Raw genomic sequence first — 21157 nt, 5'->3', positions numbered from 1 at the left:
GCTATGTTGGTCTCATGGAATCGGTGGTCGCCGCCTTATTACTCGGGGCCGCCACCTCCGGCGGGTCACCGGCGTCAGCCACGACCCCGCACGCGAGGTGAGCGGCCGCCCACCCCACGGTCGTGCCCGGCGCGACGGCGGTCGAGGCGCGGGTGCTGGTCGGTAGCACGGCCGGCGAGCCCGTCGTCCTCCGCGCCGCCCTCGCCGCCCGCACCCACGGCCCTGCACCGCGACTCGCGGGCCGGGGGACGGGACCGAACCCGGTCGCCCGCCTCGAACCGGCCCGCGCTCCCGGACGGGCGCCTCGCCCCACACGCCAGCCGTGGCGCGTCGAGGACGGACATCCCACCTCGCACGCCAGCCATAACGCGTCGGGACGGGCACCTCGCCTCGCACGCCGCGGTCGACGCACCCGGCCGCTGGCCGAGCACGAGGTCTACGACGGCTGAGCCCGGCCCTTCTGCACCTTGCACGCGATGCGGAAGATCCGCTGGATCTCCGAGCGCTTGGCCGGGTGCTGGAAGCACACCGCGTCGACCGCGTCCCTGCGCCGCCACCACGACAGGTCCGGCGCGATCAGCCGGGTGAGCCGGACGAGCTCGGCCGCCTTCGCGGCGTCCCACCGGGCGTGCAGTGCCAGCTCCCCCAGGTGTTCGAGCACGTAACCGCCGAACTCCTCGTCCGCGAGCACGTGCTTGAGCAGGTCCCTGACCTGCTTCGGGAACGCGCGGCCGAACTCGACGAAGTACTCGTGGCGGGTCCGGTAGATCCCGGAGACCCAGAGCCCCAGCACGAGGGAGATCGGCTGCAGACCGGTGCGCCGGTAGCGACCGGCGGTCCAGGACATCACCGTGTCCAGCGCGATCCCGCGGATGTCCTCGTCCACGAGCATCGCCAGCACGCCGGCGGCGACCGCGCGCTGCGGTGCGTGCTGCTTCGACTTGCCGATCTCGGTCAGCTTCGCGAGCGAGGCGGTGAGGTCGCGGCGGCCGAACGATGACGAGTACACCGCGGCCGCTGTCGCCTTCTCGAAGGCGTTGCCGGCCTTGACCCACCGCCCCAGTGTCTTCTCGACGAGCGGCCGGACGAGGTCGTCGTCCACCAGCACCTCGATCGCGCGCGCCGCCAGCTCCCGGCGCCCGTACTGCCTTTGCGAGCCGAGGTTCTCCACCAGCGCCAGCGGTTCGTGGGCCGGAACGGTCCGCACCACCTCGCAGATCGCCTGGACGCTCTCCTCCTTGAACCGGTCGAGCGTGTCGTCCGCGCACATCCAGTCGCGCAGGACCCCGTGCGCCGCCGGGTACTGGCGCCACATGTGCCTGAACACGCCGCGCGCCCAGTCGTGGCGTTCGAACCGGACCGTCTCCTCGAACATGTCCTTGTGCTTCGGGTGGGCGCGGACCTCGGTCGTGGCCCTGATCTCGCGCAGCATCCGGTCCTTCGACCGGTCGAACACGCAACGCGGCCGCAGCTTCTTGTCCTCGGGCAACCGGGCCGTCCTGATGTCCTGGTCCAGCGCCCAGGCCCGGTCCATGACGTGCTCGTAGGGCTGGTTCTCCAGCACCGCCACCGCGAACGAGTAGGCGTGCGCACGGACGTCCAGCTCCTCGAACCACCGTGCGACGGCCACGGTGACCTCCTCCCGCAGCGACGCGAGCGCGTCCGCCACGGCCAGGCCTTCCTCGTGGATCTGCACGGCGAGGTCCGCGGCGCGCACGGCCTTGTCCGGCGAGGCACCGTCCAACGCGGGAGCCAGCTCGTCCTTGAGCGTCTGCAGCTCCGCCTCGCCTGCGTGCCCGCGCCTGCGCAGCTCCGCCTGTGCGACCTCGACCGGGGGCGGCGCGGTCAGCAGGACGGCGTCCTTCGCCGCGGCGTCGGGCACCTGGCCGTGGTGGTCCAGCAGCACCACCAGGTAGCAGCCCGCGTCCTTCATGACGTCGCGGCACTGGGCGAAGTCCCTGTCGGTGAACGGCCGGTCGCGGCTGTCCCGCACGTCGAGCACGACACCGGTGTCCCGTTCCAGCTCGGCGGCCCGCACGGTGCCCAGCGGGCGGGACCGGTTCATGTCGGCGATCCGCGCGACCCGCAGCTCGTAGGCCAGCAGTCTGCGGGCCGCGAACGTGCGTCCGGTGCCCGCGCCGCACAGCACGACGACGTTGTCCCGGCGCAGGGCCGCCAGCGCCGAGGCGAAGCCACCTGGTGGCACGAACTCGTGCTGCACGTCGTCGACGTCCTGCGGCGCCGCGTACCGCACGATCAGATCGGCCTGGTCCGCGGTCACGGCGGCTCGGATGACCACGTCACCGTGGACGTCACCGGTCTGCACACCGCGCATGTCGCCGTGCGAGACGTTCGACGTGTGCCGGCCCTCGCCCGGCGACAGCGGCGCGGCGTCGGCCGGGACCTTCTGCGGTTCCGGCTGCGGCTGGTCCTTCTTCTCCTCGCTCACGGCCGGTGCCCCGCGTACAGCGTGACCCCGCCGTGGATGTCGCCCGCCTGCACCCCGTGGTTGGTGCCGTGCACCGTGTTCACCACCCGCGCCGCGCTCTCCGGCGGCGCGGGCGTGGTGGTCAGCGCGGTCAGTGCGCGCGGGTCGAAGCCGGGCACGCGCACCCACGCGGTGTGCCGGTACTCCTTGTTGGCCACCGGGAGCGGGCCGAACTCGGCGCGCCGGGCCAGGCGGGTGTGGTTGCCGCTGAAGGCGGTGTCGAGGGCTTCCGCGGAGACGATGAGGCCGGTGTTGGCGGTCTCCTCGCCGCCCTCCTCGCGGCAGCGGGTGAGCAGGGCCTTGAACTCCCTGGCGTCCAGGAGCCGGGTGTGGGTGATCCTGGCCTGGTAGAAGCCGCCGTCCGCACCGACCGGACCGGTGTGGACGGCCGCGCGCAGGCGGACCTCCGGCTTGCGCCAGCGGTTGTGCTCGGTGGTGAGCTGGTCGAGGTGCGCGGCCGCGTCGACGGCGGCGCCCAGCAGCTCGCTCGGCAGGACGAGCAGGGCGCCGTCGCCAGGTGACTCGACGGCGAGCACATCGGACCGGTCGATGCCCGCGGCCGAGAGGGCGGCGTGCAGCAGCTCCGAGACGGTGGTGGGGACTGCCGCCAGCAGGTGGGGCGGCAGCTGTGCCGAGCCGATGACGTCGACACCGAGCAAGGTGCGGTGCTGGGGAACGGGGTTCAACTCACTGCCTCCGAGGTGCTCGCGCCCGAACTGAGCTGTCGAGTCTGGCGGCTCGCGGCGGTGGCCATCCCCGGAAAACCGGGACAACAAGTTGTCAGTTCCCGCGGTCCGCTTTGGCAATGAAATGTCCCAGCCGGTCCGGGTCCGGCAGCCAGAACCGCAGCCGGCCGGTGTGCAGCAGGCCCTCGGACCGCAGTGCCTTCAACGTCTCCTGGACGTGCTGCACCGATGCCGCGACCGCCTGGGACAGCTCGTCCTGGCTCAGTCCGCGCAGCTCCAGACCTCCGCCGTCGACCTCCTCGCCGAACGCCAGGGCCCACCGCAGCAGGCAGAGCGCCACCCGCTCCGGCACCGGCCGCACGAGCAGCCGCTGGAGCTCGTCCGCGTTGCGCTGGCGGTCGCGCCACGTCTGGTCGACCAGGCGCTGCACGTCCGGGTTCGTCGCCCGCAGCGCCACGAACCGGCCGCCGGCCACGTGCCACGCCGAGCCTGCGGCGAGCGCGATCACGTGGGCGCTGCGCGGGACGCCACCGGTGACGCCCAGCTCGCCGAGCAGGTCGCCGCGGCCGAACAGGCCGGTGATCGGCTCCCGGTCGCCCGCCGTCGGCAGCACGACCTTGACCAGGCCCGAGTCGAGCAGCAGCACCTCGTCGCTGCGCTCACCCGCGTTGATCAGGTGCTCGCCCGCGGCGAACGGCCGCAGCGCACCCGCGGTGCGCAACGCGCCGCGTCCGCGGGCTGCCGAGGAATCCGCCACGGTCGTCCATCGTGCCCGGCTTAATCCGTTGGAGTCCATACGACCGGCTGCCATGATTCCGCGATGCAGCCGCAAGCCTTCGTCGTCTGGGCGCACAGCAGCCCCGGCTGGGACGCCGCCCGCGTCCAGGCGTGGCGGGACACCGTGCACGCGTTCGCGCAGCTGCTGCACCGCCTCGGCGTGGACGCCGACCTCGACCTGTTCAACCAGCACCTGCCCGTCGACTGGTCCACGTACTGCCTGCAGCGCATGGAGGACGCGGACCGGATCGTGGTCGCGGTGTCGGCGGGGTGGCGGCTCGCGTTCCGCGGTGACAGCCCCATGAGCGCCGGTGCCGAGTACGAGCTCAAGCACCTGCGCGGCATGCTCATGCGCAAGCCCGAGGAGTTCAAGCGCAAGGTCGTCGTCGCGGTGCTGCCGGGCGCGAGCGTCGACGACATCCCGTTCGCGCTGAACTGCGTGCCGCACTTCCGCGTCGACCCCTCGGTGCCGTCGACCGCCGTGGAGCTGGAGCACGTCCTGCACGGGCGGCCGATGTACCGCAGGCCGCGCGCGGAGCCGCGGGTCCGCGAGCTGGCGCGGGCAGGTGATCCCGGCGTGGCCGCGGAGCTGCTCGGCACCACCGTGTTCCTGCCCGACCCTGGGGAGCCGGGGCTGGTCACCACGAGCGTCGACGGCTACGAGAAGGCAGTGCTCGTGTTCACCGGGCTCGACCGGCTCGTGGCCTACCGGCGGGCGAAGGAGCTGCCGTGGGAGGACCGGTGGCTGGAGGTCGAGGGCGCGGAGCTGCTGCCGTTCGTGGCGTCGGCGCGGCTCGCGGTCGTGGTCGACGCGGGCGCCGCGGAGGAGGAGACCGTCTTCCTGTCCAGTTCGGACGTCGGCGCGCTCATCAGGTAACAGGTTGGTATCGTTCAGCGTCAAACTTCCGGTGTGGAGGGTGCCGTGCGGGGGTTCGAGGTCGACCCGGCCGAGCTGAGAGCGCTCACCGGACCGCTCGCGAGGGCGGTCGAGCAGGTCGCGGAGCAGGCGGTCCACCCGGACGGCGAGGTGGACGGGCGGCGCGGTGAGCTGTTCGCGGCGCTGAGCAGGTTCCGCGGTGCGGCCGGCCACGCGACCGGCGTGCTGGGCGGCGACGCCGACGAGACCGTGCACCGGCTGAGGGACACCGCTCGGTTGTACGAGCAGGTGGACACCCCGCCGGCGTGACGCTCCCCGACGAGTTCCACTCCCTGCGGACCGTCCAGGAGTGGCTGAGGCGGATGCGCGACGAGAGCGCATCGGCCGCGGCCGCGCACGCCGCCGCGACGGCACCGGCGTGGCGCGGGGCGGCGAGCGAGGCGTTCGACGACTACCGGCACCGGGCGCGGATGAGGTGGCTCGACACGTCCGAGGCGTTCGGGTCCGCGCACGACGCCGTCGAGGCCTACCTGCACACGGTCGCCGAGGTCGTGCGGCTCGGCCTGGGCGCCGACGGCGAGCTGCTCGACCGGCTCGACCAGCAGCGGGCCGGGGAGGAACGGCTGGCGGTCCGCGCGGTCGACCGGGCCGCGGAGGAGCTGTGGAACGTCCGGTCGGAGCTGCCGGTGCTGGTCGCGCCGCCGTTCGTCCCGCTGGTGCCGCGCCCGGCCGTACCACCACCACCACCCGTGCCCGCCGCTCCGGAGCCCGCCGCCCAGCCGGGGCCGGCGAGGTCGCGTGCCGCGGACTTCATGGCGAAACCGCACGTGGAGGGGGTCCTGACCTCGCTCGCCCTGGTCGCGCGGTACCGGCACTGGCTGCGCAGCAACTGAGCGGCGATTCCACACCGCAGGTCGTGGCACGTGACGCTTCCGAGTCGCAAACCGGCTCCAACCGTGATGAGCCGCCGTTCAACGGACAAGGCCGCGGACACGTCCTAGAGGGCAGAAGAGCGCATTTCTCGCGAGGTCCGGCCAGGTGCGGGAGGTGCAACGCAGTGGACGCGATTTTGGTTGCTGTGGCGTCGGCCGCACACCGATCACGCACCGTAGGCTGAATCGGCACCTAGGCTGGGGATGATCGCGGAAGGGGTGGTTCGGGTCGTGGGGCTCGCGGAGTCCTTGCTCACGTGGCTGCACGGTTTCGTGGGCGCCAGCGTCTGCCCCGGTGACTGGGTGTGGACCACGACGGCGCTCGGTGCCGTTCTCGGCCTTTTCCCCACCGTGGCCGCGTTGCTCGCCATCGCGGTGCGCCGGGTGGTCGGCAACTCCTACGGCGCCGTGACGGGCGCCGTCTTCGCCGTGCTCGGCGTCGCCGGCACGCTGGTGCTGCCGTGGCTGATCCTGCGCGGCACCGTGCAGGGCCTCGGTCAGCGCACGATCGCCGGGTCCGACTCGCTCGACCAGGCGACCTGCTTCGGACAGTTCTCCCAGGGCGCCTACCTCGTCGACGGCACGCCGTCGATCCTCGGCGTGTTCCGCGCGCCGGGCGACGAGTGGCTGTTCCTGGTCGCCGCCGGAATCACGATCGTGCTCGGCCTGCTGTGCCTGCTGTTCGTCATGCTGCAGGCCGGGTCGGCGTTCCGGCTCGGGCCCAACTGGCCGCGCCGGGTGTTCTGGCCGCCGTTCCTGGTGCTCCTCGCGTCCACGTCGGCACTGCCCGTGACGCTGGTGGGGCACGTCCTGCTCGGGTTCTTCCCGATCGCGGTGATCGGGTCGATCGTCGTGCGCATCTTCGGGTTGACTACCGCCATGCTGAACCGCCCCGGCCGTGACCGGTCCCAGGACCGCAACGCGAACCAGGCGCCACCCCAGCCGGTGGCGCGCAACACCGCGCAGCAGCCCTCTCAGCAGCCCCAGCTGCCGCAGAAGAAGGCGGCGACCAAGCCGATCACGGCCGCCCAGCAGCAGCCGCCGCCCTACCAGCCGGCACAGGTGCCGAAGTACCAGCCGGCGCCGATGAACCGGCCGATGCGCCCGGTGAACCAGCCGCCGCCCCCGCCGCAGCAGTACCCGCCGACGCGGGTGGCCGAGGTGCTCCAGCAGCCGTCCCAGGCGAACCCGCAGCCACCGCAGCCGTCCCGGCCCGCGGTGCTCGCGGACACCCCCGGCCCGCTGCCGTTCGGCCCCGGCGCCGCGAACGCGGAGTCGCCCGCACCGGTGCAGAAGTCGGGCAAGGTGTGGAACCCCGGCAACGGCCGGTTCCGCCGCGTCCGCCAGCTCGGCTCCGGCGGCTTCGGCACGGTCTGGCTCGCCGTCGACGAACAGCTCGACCGCACCGTCGCCGTGAAGCTCGCGCACGCCCCGGACAACGACACCGAGCAGCGCATGCTCCGCGAGGCCCGCGCACTGGCCGCGGTCCGCCACCCGAACTGCGTGCGGGTGTTCGACATCGTCCAAGACCCGGACGGCCTCGCGCTGGTGATGGAGTACATCGAGGGCGCGTCGCTGTCCGAGACGGTCATGAAGAACGGCCTGATCGACGACAAGCTGGCGGCCCGGCTGTGGCTGAACATGGCCGACGCCCTCACCTCCGCCCACACCCGCGGCGTCCTGCACCGCGACGTGAAGCCGTCCAACGTCATCGTCGACGTCCAGGGCACCGCCCACCTGATCGACTTCGGCATCGCCCGCTCCAAGGGCGACAGCACCCTCACCGCCACCGGCATGATGGTCGGCACCCCCGACTTCCTCGCGCCGGAGACGGCACGCGGTGAGGCCGCGTCCCCCGCCTCGGACTCGTGGCAGCTCGCCGCCACCGTGTCCTACGCCCTCACCGGCCATCCGCCGCGCGGCTCCCGCGAGAACCCGATCTCCTCGCTGATGGCCGCCGCCCAGGGCGAACCGGTGACGAAGCTGCCGCAGAACAGCGCCCACGCGCGGCTGCTGCTGGCGGCGATGGACCCGGAACCGGGCCGCCGCCCGACGCTGGCGCAGGTGCGTGGCGAGATGGCGCAGTTCCTGGAACGGGCCGGGATGAGCAAGGAGGGGCCGGTCACGAAGTTCATCAGCAAGCCGGGACCGCCGCCGACGAAGCACATGCCGATGTAGGCGAACCGGGTGAACCCCTCGCGGGGCGGTAACGGTTGTTTCGTCGCCAACGACCTAGGCGGTGGTCCACCCGCGAAGCCCCGGCATCGGAGCACCACCGCGATGCCCCGCGAAGAGTGGTGAGGCGGTTTCCGCCGATCGCCTCACCACTCACCCGCGCACCGGCCGCGACCGCTCAGCGCCAGCTGGGCAGCCACAGCTGTTGCTGCCACATCTCCGGCGTGATCGGGTTGCCGTTGAGGATCGGCCACAGCCACACGAAGTTCGCCACCACGATGCCGACGTACAGCGCCACGACCAGCAGACCGGTGCCGCGGCGTTCGGAGCCCGCGCGCGCACGGCCGAGGACCTCGCCCAGCGCCAGCACGATTAGCAGCACCAGGAACGGTGCCATCGGCGTGACGTAGAAGAAGTACATCTGCCGGTCGAGGTTGAGGAACCACGGCAGCAGGCCCGCCAGGTAGCCGACGAGCACACCGGCGTAGCGCCAGTCCAGGCTGCCGACGGCCCGCCAGATCGCCCAGCCGATCGCCGGGAACGCCACCCACCACAGCGCCGGGGTGCCGATCAGCATGATCGCGCCGAGGCACGAGGCCTGGCCGCAGCCGGTCACCGAGTTGTCGTAGTAGTAGAGCATCGGGCGCAGGCCCATCGGCCACGTCCACGGCTTCGACTCCCACGGGTGCCGGTTGGTCTCCGAGGTGACCAGCTCGACGTGGAACTTGTAGACGTTCTTCGCGTTGTACCAGAGCGACTGGAGCACGTCCGGGACGTAGCTGATGTCCTGCACCTTCGTGCCGACCACGTGCCGGTCGATGCCGGTCTCGCTGGCCATCCACGGGAACCACGTCACCAGGTACACCAGGACCGGGATCGCGACCAGACCGCCCAGCGAGGGCAGGACGTCCTTCGCGATCGACCCGAGCCACGGCTCCTCGACACCGGCCGCCCGCCGTGCCAGTGCGGTCCAGACGACCGTCAGCAGGCCGAACGCCGCGATGTACCAGATGCCCGACCACTTGATGCCGCACGCCAGGCCGAGCATCACGCCCGCGCCGAAGCGCCACCAGCGGAAGCCCAGCCACGGGCCGAAGGCCGAGTTCGTCACGAAACCCTCGCGCACGGCGACCGCGAGCCGTTCCCGCACCTGTTCGCGGTCCACGACCAGGCAGCCGAACGCGGCGACCACGAACAGCGCCAGGAAGATGTCGAGCATGCCCATCCGGGACTGGACGTGCGAGACGCCGTCCGCGATGAGCAGCACGCCCGCCAGCGCGCCCAGCAGGTCCGAGCGGGTCAGGCGGCGGGCGATCCGCGCGATCAGCAGGATCGTGATCGCGCCCGCCAGTGCCGAGGCGAACCGCCAGCCGATGCCGTCGTAGCCGAAGAGAGCCTGGCCGATGGCCATGAGCTGCTTGGCGAGCGGCGGGTGGACGATCAGCTCGTAGCCGGGGTTGTCCTCGTAGCCGCCGTTGCGCAGCACCTGCGCCGCCTGCGGCACGTAGTGCTTCTCGTCGAAGATCGGCGTGCCCTTGTCCGTCGGGTACCCGACGTTCCAGAACCGCACGACCGCGCCGATCAGCGTCACGGCGATCGTGACCAGCCACCCGCGCAACCGGTTGCCGTGCGGAGGTGGGTCGAGGGCCGCCGCGCGGTCCGTCCGCGGTTCCTCCGCGACGGCGGCGGGCGCCTCTCCTGGCTGCACGAGGACTGTCACGTCGCCGATCGTAGGGTGAACCACGTGAGTCCTGTATCCGGTTCAGGCCGTCTGGTCCTCGCCGCTACTCCGCTCGGCGACATCCGCGACGCCTCCGCGCGCCTGGTGGAGGCGTTGGCGACGGCGGACGTCATCGCCGCGGAGGACACCCGCAGACTGCACAGCCTCGCGGCGGCACTGCAGGTCAAACCCTCCGGGCGGGTGATCAGCTTCTACGACCAGGTCGAGCAGGCGCGCCTGCCGGGGCTCCTCGAGTCGCTGCACGGCGGCGAGACCGTGCTGCTCGTGACGGACGCCGGCATGCCGTCGGTGTCCGATCCCGGCTACCGGCTCGTCGCCGCGTGTGTCGAGCAGGACATCACCGTCACGTGCCTGCCGGGGCCGTCCGCGGTCACGACGGCCCTGGCGCTGTCCGGGCTGCCGAGCGACCGGTTCGCGTTCGACGGGTTCCCGCCGCGCAAGTCCGGTGAGCGCAAGCGCTGGTTCGCCCCGTTGGCCACCGAGCAGCGCACCGTCGTCTTCTTCGAGGCCCCGCACCGGCTCGCGGACACGCTCCAGGACGCCGTCGAGGTGCTCGGGCCCGGCCGCCGTGCCGCCGTGTGCCGCGAGCTCACGAAGAAGTACGAGGAGGTCGTGCGCGGGTCGCTGGCCGAACTCGCCGCGTGGGCCGTGGACGGCGCACGCGGCGAGATCACCGTGGTGCTCGGCCCCGCTCCCGTGGCGGACACGCCTGACCTCGACACGCTCGTCGCCGAGGTCAGGCAGCGCGTCGCCGACGGGGAGCGGATGAAGTCGGCCGCCGCCGAGGTCGCGGAGGCGGCCGGGATCAGCAAGAAGACGCTCTACGACGCGGCGGTCAGGTCAAGCTGACCTGCCTTTTCAGGGGAACGCGGGACTCCCGCGTTCCCCCTGGGGGAAACGCGGGGCCCCCGCGTGCCTCAAGCTGACTCCCGGTTGAACGTGCGGATGCCGTAGAGCACGCCGGCCACGACCAGCAGCGCGACCGAGACCAGCCCGTACGTCACCGTGCCGGGGTTGAAGATCGACCGCTCGGCGTCCACGACGTGCGCCAGCGGGTTGACCCGCGACAGCCAGTAGAGCCACTGCGGGCCGTTCGACATGGGCAGCAGCACGCCGCTCAACAGCATCAACGGCACGATGGACGCCGACAGCACCGACGCGAAGACGTACTCCAGCTTCACCTTCAACGCGATCGCGTACGACACCGAGCCGATCGCGACGCCGAGCAACGCCACCAGCCCGAGGCCGAGCAGCACCTGCCCCGCCGACGCCCGGAAGCCGAACAGCATCGCGGCCAGCATGATCAGCAGGCTCTGCACGACCAGCAGCACCACGTCCTTGCCAACCCGCCCGACGAGCAGTGCGACCCGGCTGACCGGGGTGACCCGCAGGCGTTCCATCACGCCCGTGCGCACCTCCGGCAGCAGCGAGAAGCCCGCGTAGGCCGTGCCGAACAACGCCATCTGCACCAGCAGGCCCGGCACGAACCACTGCCAGCCGCCCTCGCCCAGCAACGGCCCGAAGAGCCCGAGGTAGAGCAACGGCTGGGCGATGCCGAAGACCACCGCCACGGGGTTGCGCAGCACGGGCAGCATCACCCGCCAGAACACGAGCCAGGTGTCACGCAGCATTGCTGTCCTCCCGCAGTGAGCGGCCGGTCATGGTCAGGAACACGTCGTCGAGCGTCGGCCGGTGCACCTGGACGGAGTGCAGCTCGACACCGATGTTGTCGAGGTCCTTCAGCAACGACGGCAGCGCGCGGTCGCCGTTCGGGATGCGGAAGCTGACCTCCTCGCCGTCCACGGCGGCGTCGGCGAACTTGGTCGCGACCAGCGCGGCCTGCGGCGTGCCGAGCACGACCAGGTCACCGGAGACGCGGTGCTTCAGCTCGTCCGGCGACCCCTCGGCGACGATCGCGCCCTGGTCGATGACGAGCAGCCGGTCGCTGAGGTGGTCGGCCTCGTCGAGGTAGTGGGTGGTCAGGAAGACCGTCACGCCGTCGGCCCTGAGCTGCCGGATGTGGTCCCACAGGTTGCGGCGGCTCTGCGGGTCGAGCGCGGTGGACGGTTCGTCGAGGAACAGCAGCCGCGGGTCGTGCAGCATGCCCATCGCGAGGTCGAGCCTGCGCTGCTGGCCGCCGGAGAGCGTGCCGACGCCGCGCTGCTCCAGCCCGGTCAGGTCGAACCGTTCGAGCAGGCAGGCGACCTTCCTGCGGGCGTCGTGCCGGGAAAGGCCGTAGAACCGGGCCTGGAGCTCCAGTTCGTCGGCGACCCGCTGGTCCAGGCCCGCGCCGGGCTTCTGGCCGACGTAGCCGATGTTGCGGCGCACGCCCGCCGGGTCGGTGAGCAGGTCGTGCCCGGCGACGAGCGCTTCGCCCGCCGTGGGCCGCAGCAGCGTCGTGAGCATGCGCAGCGTCGTCGACTTGCCGGCGCCGTTGGGTCCGAGGAACCCGACGAGCTCGCCCTCGGCGACGTCGATGTCGACGCCGCGCACCGCGTCCACCGGACCGGCCTTCGTGGTGAAGCGGCGTGCGAGGCCGCGTGCCTTGATCATGCCGGAACCCCCTCTAGTCAAGTTTGACCAGAGGCTAGTCGGGACTATTCAAGTTTGACTAGTCCCGAAGTTCGTACGCACCGGCCTCCAGGCGTTCGATCAGCTCCCGAGTCCACCGGACCTGACCTTCGAGGTGGACGAGCCACAGTCGAAACAGCTCGCTGACGTGCGCGGGCTTGCCCATCTCCGGCATCGAGGTGATGCCGTGCCGGGTCGGGGTGAGCTGCCCCTCCAGGCCTGCGAGGCGGTTCTTCAGCAGCACGACGGCCTGCTTGCGCGGGACGAGGGTGAGCATCGCGACGCCCGCGGACACCTCGTCGTTGCCGGCGGCCGGGTTCGCGAGCGCGTGCGCGAGGAGGTCGTCCAGCTCGTGCTCACCGGACGGCGTGATCCGGTAGGAGGTGCGGGCGGGGCCCTCGCGGGACTCGGTGCCGACCGGTTCCAGCAGTCCGTCCTTGGCCAGCGACTTCAGCGCGTGGTAGATCGAACCGGGCTGCACGTTCGCCCAAGACTCCGCAGACCACGACTGCAGCTCACGGCGCACCTGGTAGCCGTGCGCCTCGCCGACGAGCTTGACCACGCCGAGCACCAGCATCCTGGTCGCGGACAAACCGACCTCCCATGCAGTGAAAAGCGGCTGGCACCGCCTCCGTAGGCTATGCACATGAGTGCCTCCGTACTGACCGCGGTGGCCTGGCCTTATGCCAACGGCCCCAGGCACATCGGTCACGTCTCCGGTTTCGGTGTCCCGTCCGACGTCTTCTCCCGCTACATGCGAATGTCCGGACACCGGGTGCTCATGGTCAGCGGCACGGACGAGCACGGCACGCCCATCCAGGTGCAGGCCGAGAAGGAGGGCCTGACGGCTCGCGAGCTCGCCGACAAGTACAACCGCGTCATCGCCTCCGACCTGCAGGGCCTCGGCCTGTCCTACGACCTCTTCACCCGCACCACCACCGGCAACCACTACCAGGTGGTGCAGGACCTGTTCTCCGCGCTGTGGAAGAACGGCTACGTCATCCCCAAGGTCGAGATGGGCGCCATCAGCCCGTCGACCGGCCGGACGCTGCCCGACCGCTTCATCGAGGGCACCTGCCCGATCTGCGGCTACGACGGCGCGCGCGGCGACCAGTGCGACAACTGCGGCAACCAGCTCGACCCGATCGACCTGAAGAACCCGCGCTCGCGGATCAACGGCGAGACGCCGAAGTTCGTCGAGACCGAGCACCTGTTCCTCGACCTGCCCTCGTTCATCGAGTCGCTGGGCTCGTGGATGGGCACGCGGTCCGAGTGGCGCCCGAACGTGCTGAAGTTCTCGCAGAACCTGATCAAGGACCTGCGGCCGCGCGCCATCACCCGCGACCTCGACTGGGGTGTGCCGATCCCGCTCGACGGGTGGAGCGACCAGCCGATGAAGCGGTTCTACGTGTGGTTCGACGCCGTCATCGGCTACCTGAGCGCGTCCGTCGAGTGGGCACGGCGCACTGGGAACCCCGACGCCTGGAAGGAGTTCTGGACCGGTGACGCCCAGGGCTACTACTTCATGGGCAAGGACAACATCGTCTTCCACTCGCTCATCTGGCCGTCGCTGCTGCTGGGCCAGAACGGCGCGGGCGACAAGGGCGGCGAGCCCGGCCGGTTCGGCACGCTGAACCTGCCGACCGAGGTCGTGTCGTCGGAGTACCTGACGATGAGCGGCTCGAAGTTCTCCACCTCGCGCGGCACCGTGATCTACGTCGGCGACTTCCTGAAGGAGTTCGGGCCGGACGCGCTGCGGTACTTCATCTCCGTCGCGGGTCCCGAGAACCAGGACACCGACTTCACCTGGGAGGAGTTCGTCCGCCGGACCAACTTCGAGCTGGCGAACGAGTGGGGCAACCTGATCAACCGCTCGATCTCCATGGCGCACAAGAACGTCGGCGCCATCCCGAAGGCGACCGCGCTGACCGACGCCGATCACGAGCTGCTGCGCCAGTCGAAGGCGGCGTTCGACACGGTCGGCGCGCACCTGCGCCGCTCGCGGTTCAAGCAGGCCTCCGGCGAGGCCATGCGCGTGATCTCGCTGGCGAACAAGTACCTGTCCGACCAGGAGCCGTGGAAGCTCAAGGACGACCCGGACCGCCGCGACTCCGTGCTGCACACGGCGTTGCAGGTCGTGCAGGACGCGAACACGCTCATGACGCCGTTCCTGCCGCACTCGGCGCAGCAGGTGCACGAGGCGCTGGGCGGCACGGGCGTGTGGGCCGCGCAGCCGTCGATGGACGAGGTCACCGACCTCGACGTGCCCGACCGCTCGTACCCGGTGCTGACCGGTGACTACGCGGGCGAGCAGGCGAAGTGGGAGTCGACGCCGATCGAGGTCGGCCGGCCGCTGCAGAAGCCCTCGCCGCTGTTCGCGAAGCTCGACCCGAAGCTGGGCGAGACCGGGCCCGAGTGGGCCCCGATCGTCACCGACTAGTGGCGGAGAAGCGGGAACGACCGCCGGTGCCGGAAGCCCTTCCGGTGCCGGTGGTCGACGCCCACACCCACCTCGACGCGTGCGGTGCCGTCGACGCCGCCGACGTGGCCGTGCTGCTGGACCGGGCGGAGGCCGCCGGCGTCTCGCACGTGGTGACGGTCGCGGACGACCTGAAGTCCGCGCAGTGGGCCGCGGAGGCGTCCACCTGGGACCCGCGGGTCTACGCGGCCGTGGCGGTCCACCCGACCCGCACCGCCGCGTTCGGCGACGCGGAGAAGGCCGAGCTGGAGCGGCTGGCCCGGTTCGACCGCGTCGTGGCGATCGGCGAGACTGGTCTCGACTACTACTGGGACTACTCGCCGCCGGCCGCGCAGCAAGACGCTTTCCGTTGGCACATCGACCTTTCCAAGCGCGTCGGGAAGCCGTTGATGATCCACGACCGGGACGCGCACGAGGACGTCCTCAAGGTGCTCGACGCCGAGGGTGCACCGTCCACAGTGGTCTTCCACTGCTTCTCCGGTGACGCGGACTTCGCGCGCCGGTGCGTGGACGCGGGGTACGTGCTGTCGTTCGCGGGCCCGGTGACGTTCAAGAACTCCCGTGCCCTGCAGGAGGCGGCCCGGCTGGTGCCGCAGGATCAGCTGCTCGTCGAGACGGACGCGCCTTTCCTGACGCCCCACCCGTTCCGGGGGCGACCGAACGAACCCTATTGTGTGAATTACACAGTTCGGGCCTTGGCCACCCTGCGTGGCGAAGATCTTTCTGAACTCGCTGCCGCCGTCACCCGTACTGCTCAACGAGTCTTCGGGCTTGGCCACTGAGATGCGACTTGAGACGAACGGAGCAAAGGGTTCCTACCTCTACGGGTGACTGAGGTCACAACATCGGTGGGGGTGTTTGCGCAACGTCGGCTGCCCCGTTACTGTCCCGTGACCGTGCCACCTGAACCGACCCTGTCGGTTCGGAGCACGCCCGCAGTCGGGGCGGGTCCCAAGCCGGAAGCGCGAAGCAGCGAGACCACGTAGGAGGAGTTGCCGGGAACCTTCGAGCTGCAACTCGAATGATCTTGTCAACGCCAACTGTGCGGTGGCCTCGGAGCTTCCGCAATGGAGGTATCGACCCTTGTCTGGTAGCGACAGAACTGCCGCTCCGTACGACTTCAACGAGGACACCGACTGGTTCACGCCGGTCGGGAACACCGCGGTCGCGGTGGCCGACCCCCACCCGAGCTTCCCCGCCGGTGCGCTGACGATCTCGCCCGCGGACGTGCTCGAGGTGCTCGGCCCTGACGCCGACGAGCTCCTCGCGACGGCGAACGTCGACGTCGACGAGCTGATCCGGCTCATCAACGCCGAGACGACGATCATGCCGCCCCTCGTCCTCCCCACGGAGGAAGAGGAGAAGGAGGACCCGCAGCTCCTCGTCACGGCCGTCTCGTCCTGGAAGCGCCGCTTCCTCAAGGGCGCGGTCGCCGCGGTCCTGGTCTCCATCTCCGGCGGTGGCGTGACCGCGATGGCGATGGACAAGTCCGTGGCCGTGGACATCGACGGCATCACCTCGACCGTCCACTCCTACGAGGGCACGGTCGGCGAGGTCCTCGCGGAGGAGGGCATCAGGGTCGGCGAGCACGACGCGCTGTCCCCGTCGCTCAACGCCCCGATCTCCGACGGCGGCAAGATCACCCTCGACCGCGGCCGCCTGCTCAAGATGAGCGTCGACGGCCAGTCCCGTGAGGACTGGGTCCGCTCGGTCACCGTCGAGGAGGCCGCCAAGCAGCTCGGCGTCCCGGTCGACGGCTCGTGGTTCTCCGCGCCCACCGGCTCCGAGGTCCCCCTCGACGGCATGAACCTCGAGGTGAAGACCCGCAAGGTCGTCAAGCTCTTCGACGGCGCGAACCCGGTCCGCGAGGTCCAGACCACCGCCGTCACCGTCGACGAGCTGCTGAAGAGCGAGAACCTCACCCTCGGTCCCGAGGACGCGGTCCAGGCCGGCACCGACGTGCGCCTGGCCTCCGGCGCCGAGGTCTACATCTCCCGCACCGGCGTCACGGTCATCAACGTGAACGAGCCGGTCGCCCCGCCCGTCGAGAAGACCAACGACCCGACCCTGAACCAGGGTCAGCAGAAGGTCCTGGAGCCCGGCGAGGCCGGCGAGCAGATCTCCACCTACCGCGTGACGGTGAAGAACGGCAAGGAGATCAACCGCGAGAAGATCGGCGGCAAGGTCACCAAGGAGCCGAAGCCCAAGAAGATCGCGGTCGGCACCAAGCCCCTCCCCGACGGCGAGGTGTGGGACCGCCTGGCCAAGTGCGAGGCCGGCGGCAACTGGGCCATCAACACCGGCAACGGCTACTACGGCGGCCTCCAGTTCAACGCGAGCACCTGGGCTGCCTACGGCGGCACCGCCTACGCGGCCCTGCCGCACCAGGCGACCCGCGAACAGCAGATCGCCATCGCCACCAAGCTCCGCGACGGCCGCGGTGGCACGTACTCCGCGTGGCCCGGCTGCCGCGCGAAGCTCGGCCTGCCGTAACCCCGCCTCCCCACCCATCCCTCCGCTCTGCTTGACCGCACGCGGGGACCTTTCGTACTCCAGGTGAGTACGAAAGCTCCCCGCGTGCACTCGTCGCAGCAGGGGGCGGGGGTCTTCGGTGGGTAACTTGAGGTCTTCGGTGGGCAACCTGAGGTCTTTGGTGGGTGGCCTGAGACAATGCCCCGGTGAGCCTGTTGGGACCCGCCGAAGTCCGCCGTCTAGCCGAAGAGCTGGGCATCCGCCCGACCAAGAAGCTGGGCCAGAACTTCGTGCACGACCCCAACACGGTCCGCAAGATCGTCGCCGCCGCCGGTCTGACCGACGAGGACGTCGTCCTGGAGGTCGGCCCCGGCCTGGGCTCGCTGACCCTCGCGCTCCTCCCGGCGGCCGCTGAGGTGGTCGCGGTCGAGATCGACCCGCCGTTGGCGCACCGGCTGCCCCAGACGGTCCAGGAGCACGACCCGGCCAACGCCGGCAAGCTCCACGTGGTCCTCAAGGACGCCATGAAAGTCACCCAAGAGGACCTGCCGGTACAACCGACCGCGATCGTCGCCAACCTGCCGTACAACGTCGCGGTGCCCGTGGTGCTGCACCTCCTGCACGAGCTGCCGAGCCTGCGCAAGGGGCTCGTCATGGTCCAGGCGGAGGTCGCCGACCGGATGGCGGCGAAGCCCGGCAGCAAGGTCTACGGGGTGCCCAGCGTGAAGCTCGCCTGGTACGCCGACGCGCGCAAGGCGGGGTCGGTCGGGCGCAACGTCTTCTGGCCCGCGCCCAACGTCGACTCCGGACTGGTTGCCTTCCAGCGCCACGAAAAGCTGTTGTCCACAGTGGACAAGAACAAGCTGTTCAAGATCGTCGACACGGCCTTCGCGCAACGCCGCAAGACCCTCAGGGCCGCCCTCAAGAGCTACACGCCGCACGTCGACGAACTGCTGGCCGAAGCGGGCATCGATCCCCAGGTCAGGGGCGAGCAGTTGAGCGTGATCGACTTTGTCCGGATCGCCGAGGTCTGATCCGGCGATCCTTCGGCCAACAGTGTGATCTGTCGAACGAATCCGAATCTGGCTTGCGCAACCGAACGTCCGTCCGGTTGACTGCTAACTGCCATCCGGAGCGACTGAGAGACCTGGCTCTACGACGTCGCAGCAACCACCCGCTGGATGCGGGCAGGTGCTAACGCCAGGACCGATGGAGGATCACGTGGGTACCTCGCGAATGCTGACGCGCCGTCGAGTCGTCGACCAGTGCCGTCGCACCGCTTCTGCATGTCGTCGCCACCTCGTCTAAGGCGCCTTCTCAAAGTCCTTTGACGCGCACTCGGTCGCTGAGTGGCGCACACACCTGAGCAGAACTTCGACCGCGCACCCCCGCACAACGGGAGCGTGCGCCGTCGCGCGCAGCCGTGGAGCAGAAGTGATCACTGTCGAAAACCTCACCAAGTCCTTCCAGGGTGTCAACGCGCTGAACGGCGTCACCCTCGACGTCCAGGCCGGCACCGTGCTCGGCGTCGTCGGCCCGAGCGGCGCCGGCAAGTCCACGCTGGCCCGCTGCGTCGCACTGCTGGAGCGCCCCGACTCGGGTGCGATCCGCGTCGACGGCACCGACATCACCTCGCTCGACGGCTCGGCGCTGCGTGCCGCCCGCCGGCAGATCGGCGTTGTGCCGCAAGGGGACTCGCTGCTGCGGCAGCGGACCGCGGCCGGCAACATCGCGTTGCCGCTGGAGTCCGCCGGCGTGCCGGGACCGCAGCGGCGCACCCGCGTGGGCGAGTTGCTGGACCTCGTCGGGCTCACCGACAAGGCCGCCGCGTACCCCGACCAGCTCTCCGGCGGGCAGCGCCAGCGCATCGCCGTTGCGCGCGCCCTCGCCGCCAACCCGTCCGTCCTGCTGGCCGACGAGCCCACCAGCGCACTCGACCCGGAGACCACCGGGTCCGTGCTGGCGGTGCTCGACCGTGCGCGCGCAGAGCTGGGTGTGACCGTCCTCGTCGTCACGCACGACATGGGTGTGGTCCGCAAGATCTGCGATGACGTCGCGGTCTTGGAGCAGGGCCACGTCGTCGAGCACGGCAAGGTGCTCGACCTCGTCAACAACGCCGCCAGCCGCACGAGCTCCGCGCTGCTGCCCGCCGTCGACCTGAACCCGATCAACGAGAACGCCTACGACCGCGTCGCGGACGTCGTGCTCGTCGGGTTCGCCGCGGTCGGCGCGCTGCTGCCCGAGGCCGCGCACCGGTTCGGCGTCGAGCTGAACATCGTCGGTGGCGGGCTCACCCGCCTCGGCGAGACCCCCGTCGCGCGGTTCCGCCTCGGCCTGAACGGCGAGCGGTCCGACTCGGCGCTGGAGTGGATCGGTGAGGCCGGCGGCGCGGTTCAGAGGTCCCTGAAGGGGCCGCAGGGAGTAGCTGCGTGAGGTCTGCAACACCCTGGTCCGACGTGGTGAGCTACCTCGTCGAGGCCACCGGGGAGACGCTGTACATGGTCGGCGTCTCCACCGTGATCGCCACAGTTCTCGGAGTTCCCGTCGGGGTCTGGCTGCAGCTCACCGCCAAGGGCGGGCTGCGGCCGAACGCCGCGGTGCACAGGGCCCTCAGCTTCGTCACCGACCTGGGCCGCTCGATGCCGTTCATCGTGCTGCTCGTCGCCCTCACGTCCGTGACCCGCCTGATCGTCGGCGGGTCCATCGGCAGCACGGCGGTCATCGTGCCGCTGGCCGTGGGAGCGATCCCGTTCGTCGGGCGGCTCGTGCAGAACATCCTGTCCGAGGTGCACGTGACCGTGGTCGAGGCCGCGATCACGACCGGTGCCTCGACGCTCAGGATCGTGCGCAGCGTGCTCATCCGCGAGTCGTTGCCGGCGCTCATCAACGCCATCGGCGTCACGGTCATCGCCCTCATCGGCTACTCGGCCATGGCGGGCGTGATCGGCGGCGGTGGCCTCGGCGACCTGGCCATCCGCGAGGGCTACCAGCGCTTCAACGACCGGATCCTGTGGAGCACCGTGGCGTGGCTCGCCGTGCTCACCACCGTGATCCAGTTCGGCTTCACCCGTGCCGCCCGTGCGTCGGACCGACGCCGGCACGCCTCCGTCTGACCCAGTAGCAATTCTCAAAAGGAACGTCATGCGCATTCGTGCTGCCCTCATCGCTGCCGCTTTGACCGGTTTGACCGCTCTGTCCGCCTGCTCGTCCGGTGGTTCGTCCGCTTCGGACACGCTGAAGGTCGGCGTCTCGCCGGTCCCGCACGCGCAGATCCTCAAGTACGTCGCCGACAACCTCGCGGCGTCCAAGGGCCTGAAGATCGAGGTCGTCGAGTTCACCGACTACGTCCAGCCGAACACGGCACTGGTCGACGGCTCGCTCGACGCCAACTACTTCCAGACCGTCCCGTACCTGGCGACGTTCACGAAGGAGAGCGGCGCGAAGGTCGAGTGGGTCGAGGGCGTGCACGTCGAGCCGCTGGGCCTGTACTCCAAGAAGGTCAAGAAGGTCGACGAGCTGCCGCAGAACGCCAAGGTCGCGGTCGCCAACGACGCCACCAACGAGGCCCGCGGCCTGAAGCTGCTGGAGGCCAACGGCCTGATCAAGCTCAAGGCCGTGGACCAGCCGACCGTCCGCGACGTCGCGGAGAACCCGAAGAACCTGCAGTTCGTGCCCCTGGAGGCGGCCCAGCTGCCGCGCTCGCTGGAGGACACCGACGCCGCGGTGATCAACGGCAACTACGCCATCGACGCGCAGCTCAAGCCCGCCACCGACGCGCTGGTGCTGGAGAAGGCCGAGGGCAACCCCAACGCCAACGGCCTCGTCACCCGCAGCGAGCTCAAGGACGACAAGCGGATCAGGGACCTCGCCGAGCTGCTGGCGTCGCAGCAGGTCAAGGACTACATCAAGCAGACCTTCAACGGCTCCGTCATCCCGGTCTGAGGCCCGTGGTGACCGGG

Annotated in this window: 20 protein-coding genes and 1 riboswitch; of the genes, 13 read left to right on the top strand and 7 right to left on the bottom strand. The window is 70.5% G+C overall.

Features of this window, described 5'->3' with window-relative positions:
- Nucleotides 1-122 precede the first annotated feature (122 nt).
- Nucleotides 123-449, top strand: coding sequence for a hypothetical protein (locus ACVDFE_RS02610; RefSeq protein ID WP_458429457.1), 327 nt, complete (start codon nucleotides 123-125; stop codon nucleotides 447-449).
- Here ACVDFE_RS02610 and ACVDFE_RS02605 read toward each other — a convergent pair.
- The 3 genes from ACVDFE_RS02605 to ACVDFE_RS02595 all read right to left on the bottom strand — a co-directional run bounded on the left by ACVDFE_RS02605 (nucleotide 437) and on the right by ACVDFE_RS02595 (nucleotide 3931).
- Nucleotides 437-2449, bottom strand: a complete 2013-nt coding sequence (locus ACVDFE_RS02605) for a hypothetical protein (protein ID WP_458429456.1) — start codon at nucleotides 2447-2449, stop codon at nucleotides 437-439. The two genes, ACVDFE_RS02610 and ACVDFE_RS02605, sit on opposite strands and share 13 nt — an antisense overlap.
- Nucleotides 2446-3174 (bottom strand): nucleotidyl cyclase domain-containing protein, encoded by a 729-nt coding sequence (locus ACVDFE_RS02600; RefSeq protein WP_360385813.1) that lies wholly within the window; start codon nucleotides 3172-3174, stop codon nucleotides 2446-2448. Before ACVDFE_RS02600 ends, ACVDFE_RS02605 begins: the two co-directional genes overlap by 4 nt.
- Before the next feature lie 94 nt (nucleotides 3175-3268).
- Nucleotides 3269-3931, bottom strand: a complete 663-nt coding sequence (locus tag ACVDFE_RS02595; protein WP_458429455.1) for a Crp/Fnr family transcriptional regulator — start codon at nucleotides 3929-3931, stop codon at nucleotides 3269-3271.
- A gap of 63 nt (nucleotides 3932-3994) precedes the next feature.
- On the opposite strand from ACVDFE_RS02595, the gene ACVDFE_RS02590 reads away from it, so the two are divergent.
- The 4 genes from ACVDFE_RS02590 (at nucleotide 3995) to ACVDFE_RS02575 (ending at nucleotide 7938) form a co-directional block, all read left to right on the top strand.
- Nucleotides 3995-4828 (top strand): hypothetical protein, encoded by an 834-nt coding sequence (locus ACVDFE_RS02590; RefSeq protein WP_360385819.1) that lies wholly within the window; start codon nucleotides 3995-3997, stop codon nucleotides 4826-4828.
- Between the two features lie 45 nt (nucleotides 4829-4873).
- Nucleotides 4874-5137: a hypothetical protein gene (locus tag ACVDFE_RS02585; protein WP_360385821.1), complete on the top strand. Its 264-nt coding sequence runs from the start codon at nucleotides 4874-4876 to the stop codon at nucleotides 5135-5137.
- The gene (locus tag ACVDFE_RS02580) at nucleotides 5134-5721 is read left to right on the top strand and encodes a hypothetical protein (protein WP_458429454.1); all 588 of its coding nucleotides are present in this window, start codon (nucleotides 5134-5136) and stop codon (nucleotides 5719-5721) included. The genes ACVDFE_RS02585 and ACVDFE_RS02580 overlap by 4 nt, the downstream gene beginning before the upstream one ends.
- A 243-nt stretch (nucleotides 5722-5964) precedes the next feature.
- A complete protein-coding gene (locus ACVDFE_RS02575; protein ID WP_360385825.1) occupies nucleotides 5965-7938 on the top strand; it encodes a serine/threonine-protein kinase in 1974 nt (657 codons plus the stop codon).
- Between the two features lie 175 nt (nucleotides 7939-8113).
- Here the strand turns inward: ACVDFE_RS02575 and ACVDFE_RS02570 are convergent, their stop codons facing one another.
- Entirely contained in the window at nucleotides 8114-9655 is a 1542-nt protein-coding gene (locus ACVDFE_RS02570; protein ID WP_458429453.1) for a dolichyl-phosphate-mannose--protein mannosyltransferase, read from the bottom strand.
- A gap of 24 nt (nucleotides 9656-9679) precedes the next feature.
- On the opposite strand from ACVDFE_RS02570, the gene rsmI reads away from it, so the two are divergent.
- Entirely contained in the window at nucleotides 9680-10525 is an 846-nt protein-coding gene (rsmI, locus tag ACVDFE_RS02565) for a 16S rRNA (cytidine(1402)-2'-O)-methyltransferase (protein ID WP_458429452.1), read from the top strand.
- Nucleotides 10526-10593: 68 nt separating this feature from the next.
- On the opposite strand, the gene ACVDFE_RS02560 is transcribed toward rsmI, so the two are convergent.
- Genes ACVDFE_RS02560 through ACVDFE_RS02550 form a run of 3 tightly spaced genes read right to left on the bottom strand, consistent with a single transcriptional unit; the run spans nucleotide 10594 to nucleotide 12839 of the window.
- The gene (locus ACVDFE_RS02560; RefSeq protein ID WP_458429451.1) at nucleotides 10594-11307 is read right to left on the bottom strand and encodes an ABC transporter permease; all 714 of its coding nucleotides are present in this window, start codon (nucleotides 11305-11307) and stop codon (nucleotides 10594-10596) included.
- Nucleotides 11297-12229, bottom strand: coding sequence for an ATP-binding cassette domain-containing protein (locus ACVDFE_RS02555; RefSeq protein WP_458429450.1), 933 nt, complete (start codon nucleotides 12227-12229; stop codon nucleotides 11297-11299). The genes ACVDFE_RS02560 and ACVDFE_RS02555 overlap by 11 nt, the downstream gene beginning before the upstream one ends.
- A gap of 58 nt (nucleotides 12230-12287) precedes the next feature.
- Nucleotides 12288-12839 carry a PadR family transcriptional regulator gene (locus ACVDFE_RS02550; protein WP_360385835.1) on the bottom strand — a complete coding sequence of 184 codons (552 nt, stop codon included), beginning with the start codon at nucleotides 12837-12839 and terminating at the stop codon, nucleotides 12288-12290.
- A 54-nt stretch (nucleotides 12840-12893) separates the two neighbouring features.
- Here ACVDFE_RS02550 and metG point away from each other — a divergent pair, with 54 nt between their 5' ends.
- The 7 genes from metG (at nucleotide 12894) to ACVDFE_RS02515 (ending at nucleotide 21140) form a co-directional block, all read left to right on the top strand.
- The gene (gene metG, locus ACVDFE_RS02545; RefSeq protein WP_458429449.1) at nucleotides 12894-14687 is read left to right on the top strand and encodes a methionine--tRNA ligase; all 1794 of its coding nucleotides are present in this window, start codon (nucleotides 12894-12896) and stop codon (nucleotides 14685-14687) included.
- Between the two features lie 26 nt (nucleotides 14688-14713).
- The gene (locus tag ACVDFE_RS02540) at nucleotides 14714-15508 is read left to right on the top strand and encodes a TatD family hydrolase (RefSeq protein ID WP_360385839.1); all 795 of its coding nucleotides are present in this window, start codon (nucleotides 14714-14716) and stop codon (nucleotides 15506-15508) included.
- Between the two features lie 301 nt (nucleotides 15509-15809).
- Entirely contained in the window at nucleotides 15810-17219 is a 1410-nt protein-coding gene (locus tag ACVDFE_RS02535) for a transglycosylase family protein (protein ID WP_360385841.1), read from the top strand.
- 191 nt (nucleotides 17220-17410) lie between these two features.
- Nucleotides 17411-18232, top strand: coding sequence for a 16S rRNA (adenine(1518)-N(6)/adenine(1519)-N(6))-dimethyltransferase RsmA (gene rsmA, locus ACVDFE_RS02530; RefSeq protein ID WP_360386659.1), 822 nt, complete (start codon nucleotides 17411-17413; stop codon nucleotides 18230-18232).
- A gap of 88 nt (nucleotides 18233-18320) precedes the next feature.
- Nucleotides 18321-18414: riboswitch (SAM riboswitch) on the top strand.
- A 218-nt stretch (nucleotides 18415-18632) separates the two neighbouring features.
- Nucleotides 18633-19631 carry a methionine ABC transporter ATP-binding protein gene (locus tag ACVDFE_RS02525; protein WP_458429448.1) on the top strand — a complete coding sequence of 333 codons (999 nt, stop codon included), beginning with the start codon at nucleotides 18633-18635 and terminating at the stop codon, nucleotides 19629-19631.
- On the top strand, nucleotides 19628-20311 hold the full coding sequence (locus ACVDFE_RS02520) for a methionine ABC transporter permease (protein WP_360385845.1): 684 nt from the start codon (nucleotides 19628-19630) through the stop codon (nucleotides 20309-20311). The genes ACVDFE_RS02525 and ACVDFE_RS02520 overlap by 4 nt, the downstream gene beginning before the upstream one ends.
- A gap of 28 nt (nucleotides 20312-20339) precedes the next feature.
- Entirely contained in the window at nucleotides 20340-21140 is an 801-nt protein-coding gene (locus tag ACVDFE_RS02515; protein WP_360385847.1) for a MetQ/NlpA family ABC transporter substrate-binding protein, read from the top strand.
- The last annotated feature ends 17 nt before the right edge of the window (nucleotides 21141-21157 follow it).

This window comes from Lentzea chajnantorensis (assembly GCF_054300775.1).
This window is presented reverse-complemented; position numbering and strand designations above follow the sequence as displayed.